Source organism: Lutibacter sp., assembly GCF_041596795.1.
GTDB lineage: Bacteria > Bacteroidota > Bacteroidia > Flavobacteriales > Flavobacteriaceae > Lutibacter.
Genome location: NZ_JBFHHX010000151.1, coordinates 1 through 7193, shown reverse-complemented (window position 1 = coordinate 7193; position 7193 = coordinate 1). Strand labels below are relative to the sequence as shown.

At 28.8% G+C, this 7193-nt stretch carries 6 protein-coding genes; 5 read left to right on the top strand and 1 reads right to left on the bottom strand.

Annotation, left to right across the window (positions count from 1 at the left end; all coding sequences use genetic code 11):
- Positions 1–643 precede the first annotated feature (643 nt).
- The 3 genes from ABY298_RS13715 (at position 644) to ABY298_RS13705 (ending at position 4829) form a co-directional block, all read left to right on the top strand.
- Positions 644–1228 (top strand): hypothetical protein, encoded by a 585-nt coding sequence (locus tag ABY298_RS13715; protein WP_372746627.1) that lies wholly within the window; start codon positions 644–646, stop codon positions 1226–1228.
- A 419-nt stretch (positions 1229–1647) separates the two neighbouring features.
- Positions 1648–3999, top strand: a complete 2352-nt coding sequence (locus ABY298_RS13710; RefSeq protein WP_372746626.1) for an FG-GAP-like repeat-containing protein — start codon at positions 1648–1650, stop codon at positions 3997–3999.
- A 200-nt stretch (positions 4000–4199) separates the two neighbouring features.
- Entirely contained in the window at positions 4200–4829 is a 630-nt protein-coding gene (locus tag ABY298_RS13705; RefSeq protein WP_372746625.1) for a type II CAAX prenyl endopeptidase Rce1 family protein, read from the top strand.
- A 70-nt stretch (positions 4830–4899) separates the two neighbouring features.
- On the opposite strand, the gene ABY298_RS13700 is transcribed toward ABY298_RS13705, so the two are convergent.
- The gene (locus ABY298_RS13700; RefSeq protein ID WP_372746624.1) at positions 4900–5325 is read right to left on the bottom strand and encodes a winged helix-turn-helix transcriptional regulator; all 426 of its coding nucleotides are present in this window, start codon (positions 5323–5325) and stop codon (positions 4900–4902) included.
- A gap of 157 nt (positions 5326–5482) precedes the next feature.
- On the opposite strand from ABY298_RS13700, the gene ABY298_RS13695 reads away from it, so the two are divergent.
- Both ABY298_RS13695 and ABY298_RS13690 read left to right on the top strand, forming a co-directional pair.
- Positions 5483–6352 carry an SDR family oxidoreductase gene (locus tag ABY298_RS13695; protein ID WP_372746623.1) on the top strand — a complete coding sequence of 290 codons (870 nt, stop codon included), beginning with the start codon at positions 5483–5485 and terminating at the stop codon, positions 6350–6352.
- 1 nt (position 6353) lies between these two features.
- The gene (locus ABY298_RS13690; protein WP_372746622.1) at positions 6354–7094 is read left to right on the top strand and encodes an SDR family oxidoreductase; all 741 of its coding nucleotides are present in this window, start codon (positions 6354–6356) and stop codon (positions 7092–7094) included.
- Positions 7095–7193 lie beyond the last annotated feature (99 nt).

The following is a 7193-nucleotide window of genomic DNA, read 5'->3' as shown; positions in this document are numbered from 1 at the left end:
ATTATATTGCTAGTTCTAGACTGCTTACGAATATTCCTGCGGAATATTCTATTCGGTTTTTATTTGCTAAATTAGTTGCTTAAACACGCAACTACTCATAGCCTAAACAGTTAAAAAAAAGCCTAGCTAAAAAATAGCTAGGCTTTATTTTTTTGAAAACAACCTCTGTAACAAACAAGAAACAAAAAAATGGAGGTTAATAATCAATTAAAAAATTCCCAATAGATTAGAAATTATACTAAAAAGCTGTAGATCCAAAACACAACGAACAAATGGCAAATTATGCCGATGCCTTAATTGCCTTTTGGGATGGAAAAAGTAAAGGAACGAAACATATGATTAAGGTAGCTAGAAAAGAAAATTTAACAATCAAGATTATAAATTTTGAAACGTCATCCTCAGCTTGACTGGGGATCTCAATCCTAGATTCTAAAATGGTAATAACAATAAAATATCACGTACTATATTTAAATTCATTTTAAATTAACAACAGCCATATTTTTTAATCACTTTTTTATTAAATTAGTACATTGAAAAAATTGCAATTTCAACAAATGATAAAATAATCTAAAATTACTTTTAACTTTTATTTCTTTAGGAATAAAAGAGAAAAAATAATGTATATTAAAAGTTAGCCCAAATTATGAAAAAGAAAATTCTACTTCTATTTATTGCCCAAATCATTACGAATTATGCTTTTACTCAAAACTATGAAAATTTTGAACCTGATAAAATTAAAATTGATAATGAAGAATCGATAGTTTATCAACAATTTAAAAATAAATATGATTTAACAATCTCTAAACATAATTTGAGTAGAAATGACAAAAATGATACATTCCAAGTGCTAACATTTAAAGAGAACTTAATTGAAAAGTTTATTATTAAACAAAATAAAAAAACAAATTTAATTTCAATTAGAAAGTTAAGAGTATCAAAAAAATCAAATGATAATTTCCAAAAGTTTATTGATAATTTAATTGAGAATAATTTTTTTGATTTAAAAAATGAAAACATTAATTGTTGGGTAGAGAATAATGACAAATCCATTTCGATAGCACCATTTGATAATAATCTCTATTATTTTGAAATTATTAATAAAGATAAATACAAATTAATATATAGTGATTGCATTGAGAGCCATCCAAATTTCATCAAGAAACCGGATGAAAAGGAAAGATTAAAATATTGGGATTGTTTGAATTTATTTAAAGATTATTGGGATTAAAACTTGGGCTAATACCTCATATAAGTTATGCTTAAATTTGAACTAACATTAACGACAAACATTCAACTAACGATTTGCTACGGTAGAAAAATCTCCGATTTTCCAAACGCACAAATCTTATAAAAGCCCGTTGCCAAATATTGTGATAACGAACAAAAAATAAAAAACTATGCTTAAAAGAAATTTACCCTCAATACTAATAATTGTTGCTATGACTATTACCTTTAATGGGTTCTAATAAACCTGGTATTCCAAATGGCCCTAAGCAACCTAAGAGAGACAAGAGGACTTATACTTATAACAGAGCACTAATCTAAAACTCGTTTTAGTTCTCCTCTTGTTTCTTAGTAAAGTTAATAAGCATTATTTTTAAATGCTAAATAAAGAAACTCGTTGGCAAACATTAAATAAAAATAAAAATGAAAAAAAACATTTTCATATTAGTATCATTATGTATATCAATTAATTTAAATTCTCAAAATTTTTCAAAACAAATTTTACTTGATAATTATTATGGTAGAGAAGCTGAGTTTGGGGATTTCGATCGAGATGGAGATTTAGATATATTAATGTTTTATACATTTAATAATGCATATGGTGAGGGATTCACCAGAATTTTTGAAAACGTCAATTCTGAATTTAATGAATTAGAATCAGGGTTTCCAATAGTGGAATATTTTGGAAGCTCAAGAAATGGGGCTATAAATTGGGTTGATTTTAATAATGACGGTTATTTAGATGTGTTTTTAGTTGTTGGGGAACCCTTCTCAATAGAAACCAAACTGTACATTAATAATAAGAATAAAACCTTTACTGAAAAAGAATTAAATATTAATGATTTAGTATTGGGTAGCAGCGGTCCTATCTGGGTTGACTTTGATAATGACGGTGATTTAGATCTCACCATGTTCGGAGTAGAAAGTTCTAAATATGCTATAAAAATTTATGAGAATAATATAGATACTCAAGAATTAAATGCAATACCATATACTTTTGATAATGTTATTATAAAAAGTAGAATGCCTTGGGCTGATTTTAATAATGATGGCTATTTAGATTTATTGGTTAACGAACTTATCGACAATTCTCAAACAAACCTAGCTATTTATAAAAATAATGGTGATAAAACATTCACAAAAATAATATATGCAAATCATTTAGGCTTAAATAATGATATTTTGAACCAAACAGGCGATATGAGATGGGGAGATTATAATAGTGATGGTTATTTAGACATCTTAATTTCTGGTCAGCACACAGATTATACTGGAAGTGGCATAACTTATTTATATAAAAATAACGGAAATGAAACATTTACAAAAATTGACATAGATAATGTTTATGGAATGACAAATGAAGTGAGTATTGAATGGGGAGATTATGATAATGATGGAGACTTGGATATTTTACAAACTGGTGAAGGCAGAATAAATGGTATAAAAGATAGAACTAGAATATATAATAATGAAAATCTAGAATTTGTTAACTCAAATATTGAAAATTTACTTGGTGTTCATCAAAGAGGAATGTCAACTTCAGGAGACTATAATAATGATAATAAATTAGATTTCTTAGTATTAGGCCAAATAGACTATACACATCATCAAATTGCCCTTTATAATAATATTTCATTGATAAATAATTATCCTCCACAAGCACCACTAAATTTAAGTCAAGACATTAATAATGATGAAATTATCTTGTCTTGGGATAAAGGAAATGATCAAGAAACTAGTCAAGAAGCACTTAGCTACAATATCTATCTAATTCGAGATAACGATACCATCATTAATCCTGCAGCTTTAATAAATGGCAAAAGAATTCTTCCAAGAATTGGGAATTCTAAACATAATAATTTTTATAAACTTAAAAATTTAAAAGCAGGAACTTATAAATGGGGGGTTCAATCTATAGACAATAGTTTCATTGGATCAAGTTTTTCTTTAGAAGAAACTTTTGAAATTACAGCTAATTCTAGCCAATTAGATGATGACAATGATGGTATTATGAATGATGTTGATCAATGCCCAAACACACCTACTGGATTAATAGTAAACGCTAATGGATGTTTCACACTACCATCAAATAATTTCACAATTGAAGTCAAAGGAGAAACTTGTCCAGATAAAAAAAACGGTGAAATTTTTATAACTCCTAATGAAACGTATAATTACAGAGCAACTATTAATAATACAAGTCACAATTTTACTAATAATAGTTTAACCATTTCTAATTTAGCTCCAGGAACCTACGAAATGTGCATTACAGTTTCAGAAGATGAAACTTTTAGACAATGTTATTCAATTGTTGTAGAAGCAGGGAAAATCGTTTCAGGAAAAGCAAGTTTAACATCCAAAAAAGCATCAATTGAAATTGAAAAAGGAACATCCCCTTATACTATATTTAGAAATGGAAAGGAATTGTTTAAAACGAGTAATCCATCATTTTCTTTAGATGTACTACACGGAGATTTAATTGAGGTAAAAACGGCAAAATCTTGTGAGGGAGTTTTCTCTAAAATGATTGTTTTATTTGAAGACTTAAATGTGTTTCCAAATCCTACAGACGGTATTTTTGAGATAGCATTACCAGAATCATTAAAAGAAGTTAAAATAACATTATTTTCAACAAATTCTCAAAGAATATCAGCTAAAATGTATTCAGTTGTTGATGGTAAAGTTAAATTAAACATAGAGAACCTTCCAGCGGGAATCTATTTTGTAAAAATACATTTAGAAACCCCATTATCATTTAAAATTATAAAAAAGTAAATAAATTGAACTAACCAAAACGCAACTTTAGTAATTCTAAACGGTTACCAACACCTCATATAAATTATGCTTACTTTTATACTAAATAACGAACCGACAAACATTCAACAAACGATTTGCTACGGCAGAAAAATCTCCGATTTTTAAGTCGAACAAACCATATACAAACACGTTGGCGTACATTCTGAAAAGAAAAAATTGTGAAAAGAAAAAGAATAATTTCAGTTCTGATTTTAGTTATTATCGGATTAGCATACTTGATTAAAGATTATTATAATCACATAGGAGTTATTTTATACTTTTTAATTGCTATCGTGGTAACAATTACTTCATTTTCAAAATTTACATTGATTGATGATTTAGGATTATCTTTTAGAATATTGACAAATAAAAGATTTTATCAATATTTAATTCCAACAATTTTAGTTTCAAATCTGATTCTGTTTTATATAAAGAAATTTAATATAGTTCCAACTAATTATGATAATCAAGAGCCAATATTGAAAACTATTTTAATTTTTCTATTTATAAATAGCATTAGAACTTTTGGAGAAGAAATTATATTTAGAGGTGCACTATTAATTCCAGAAATCAAAAACAACAAAAAACTATTTTGGCAGATAAATTTAGGTCAAGCAATTATTTTCACAGGAATTCATATTTTATTCGTTGATGGATTAATGAATAAATTGATTTTCGGATTATATGTTTTACTGTTATCGATTTATTTCGGATGGTTGAATAGAAAATTTGATAGTATCATACCAAGTTGGACAGTTCATTGGATGAATGGGATTCAAGTGATTTTATTAACACATTTGATGATTTAAACGATACGCCAACACCGTATAACCGCCTAGAATTAAATTAACTATTCTTATTGTTAGTACAAACTTCACACTATTTCCAATTTTCTAACTTATAGTTTTCAATTGTTTTATTAATAAAACCTTCTTTATTTTTTTTTACAATTTCAAGGGTTTCACCCGAATACAATTCTGGATGAAACTCTCTAACGTGTTTATCGCTCCAAATAGATAATTCTGCTATTATAGGCATTAGGTCAACACCTTTTTCGGTTAAAGTATAAATATTTGATTTCTTATTATCTGGTAGGTTTTCTTTTGTGATAATCTTAAATTCTTCAAGCATTTTTAATCTTGAAGACAATATGTTAGTAGCAATAGATTCTTCACTTTCAATAAAATCTTTAAACGTTTTTTTTCCTTCAGTCAACATTTGTTTAACAATAACTAATGCCCATTTATCGCCAATAACATCAAGCGCAACGGTTATAGGGCAATTACATCTGAATTTATGCTCCATTATATCTAATGTATTTATCAATTGATTGCAAAGATACAATTTTTATTTTTTTACTTGCAAATTGAAATTAATTTAGTTTTTACTTGCATAATAAAAGCAATCTATATATTTTTGCTTGCGATTTAAAAGTAATAAACAATATATAAAATAAGTAAAAATGAAAAATGTAATTATCACAGGAAGCAGTAACGGATTTGGATACCTTTCAGCAAAACTATTTGCAGACAACGGTTATAAGGTTTACGCAACAATGAGAAATCCTGAAGGAAGCAATTCTGAAAAAAAACAAGACTTAGAAAGTTATTCTTCAAATGTTAAGGTTGTAGATATGGATGTTGCTAATGATGACTCCGTTAAAAAAGCAATGGACAGTATAATTAAAGAAGCAGATACAATAGATGTTTTAATTAACAATGCTGGTATAATGCATTTAGGAATTGCAGAGGCTTTTAGTATAACCCAAGCTAATGACTTAATGAATATAAATTATTATGGTATTATTAGAACCTCTCAGGCTGTATTACCAACTATGCGAAAAGCAGGAAAAGGGTTAATAATCAACACAACATCTGCTTATGGTAGAGTACCTGCTCCGTTTGCAGCAACTTATAGCGCATCTAAAGCAGCTGTAGAAGCATATACACAAAGTTTAAAATATGAATTGGCTCCTACTGGAGTAGAATCTATTTTAGTAGAACCAGGACCATTTGCTACTAATTTAGGAAATTCATTTGTTCCAGAAGCTCGAACAGAAATTGTAGCAGAGAACCCAGAGTTACAAAAGATTCTTGGCAGTATGGTTGAAGGATTTGGTGAGTTAATGCAGTCAGAAGATATTCCACAGCCTAGTATAGTTGCCGACGCTTATTTAAAACTGGCAGAAATGCCACAAGGCTCAAGACCAACACGTACAACAGTTGGATTACCATTTGGAGCAGACAAGGTTAATGAACTAACGCAGTCCATACAAGATGAATCTTTAAGCAATTACAAATTAGAGTATTTATTAGAAACAAAAATCAAATAAAATGAACAATAATATAGCAGGCAAAGTAGTAGTCATTACAGGTGGAAGTAGCGGATTAGGAGAAGCTATAGCTCGTTATTTGGCAGAAAAAGGAGCAAAAATAGTAATAGGTGCTCGTAGAATAGACAAATTAGAAAAAGTTGCTTCTGAAATTAAAAAAAATGGAGGTGCTGTTGAAATTTTAAGGACAGATGTTACCAATGCGGATGATGTAAAAGCTTTGGTAAAAAAGGCCATTGACAGTTTTGGGAAAATTGATGTTATGGTTAATAATGCCGGTATTATGCCTTTGGCACCATTAAGTGCTTTAAAAATTTACGAATGGGACAGTATGATTGATGTTAACATAAAAGGTGTGTTATACGGTATTGCTGCAGCCTTACCAGAATTTGAAAAACAAAAATCGGGTCACTTTATCAATTTAGCATCTGTCGCTGGATTAAAAGTAAGTCCAGGCGGAGCAGTTTATAGCGGAACTAAATACGCAGTGCGTGCCATAAGTGAAGGATTAAGGCAAGAGGTTGGTAAAGATATTAGAACCACTATTCTTTCACCAGGTTTAATAGATTCTGAACTACAATTAGGAAGCTCAGATGAGGCAACTTCACAATTTGTACAGCAAGTTTACAAAGATGCTATTCCTGCAATTTCTATTGCAAAAGCTGTGGCCTACGCTATTGATCAACCTGCAGATGTAGATATTAACGAACTAGTAATTCGTCCTACTATACAAGAGTTTTAAAAATTAAAACAAAAAAATGACAGAAATTAAAAGACATTACTGGATTCTATGATGTAGATAATTATCCTAATCTATAATTCAGCCTTTTAACAAATTAAT

What these genes read in the sequence shown, in the direction of transcription:
- ABY298_RS13695 (WP_372746623.1), top strand. Translation starts at nt 5,483, where the DNA reads ATGAAAAATGTAATTATCACAGGAAGCAGTAACGGATTTGGATACCTT.
- ABY298_RS13710 (WP_372746626.1), top strand. Translation starts at nt 1,648, where the DNA reads ATGAAAAAAAACATTTTCATATTAGTATCATTATGTATATCAATTAAT.
- ABY298_RS13690 (WP_372746622.1), top strand. Translation starts at nt 6,354, where the DNA reads ATGAACAATAATATAGCAGGCAAAGTAGTAGTCATTACAGGTGGAAGT.
- ABY298_RS13700 (WP_372746624.1), bottom strand. Translation starts at nt 5,325, where the DNA reads ATGGAGCATAAATTCAGATGTAATTGCCCTATAACCGTTGCGCTTGAT.
- ABY298_RS13715 (WP_372746627.1), top strand. Translation starts at nt 644, where the DNA reads ATGAAAAAGAAAATTCTACTTCTATTTATTGCCCAAATCATTACGAAT.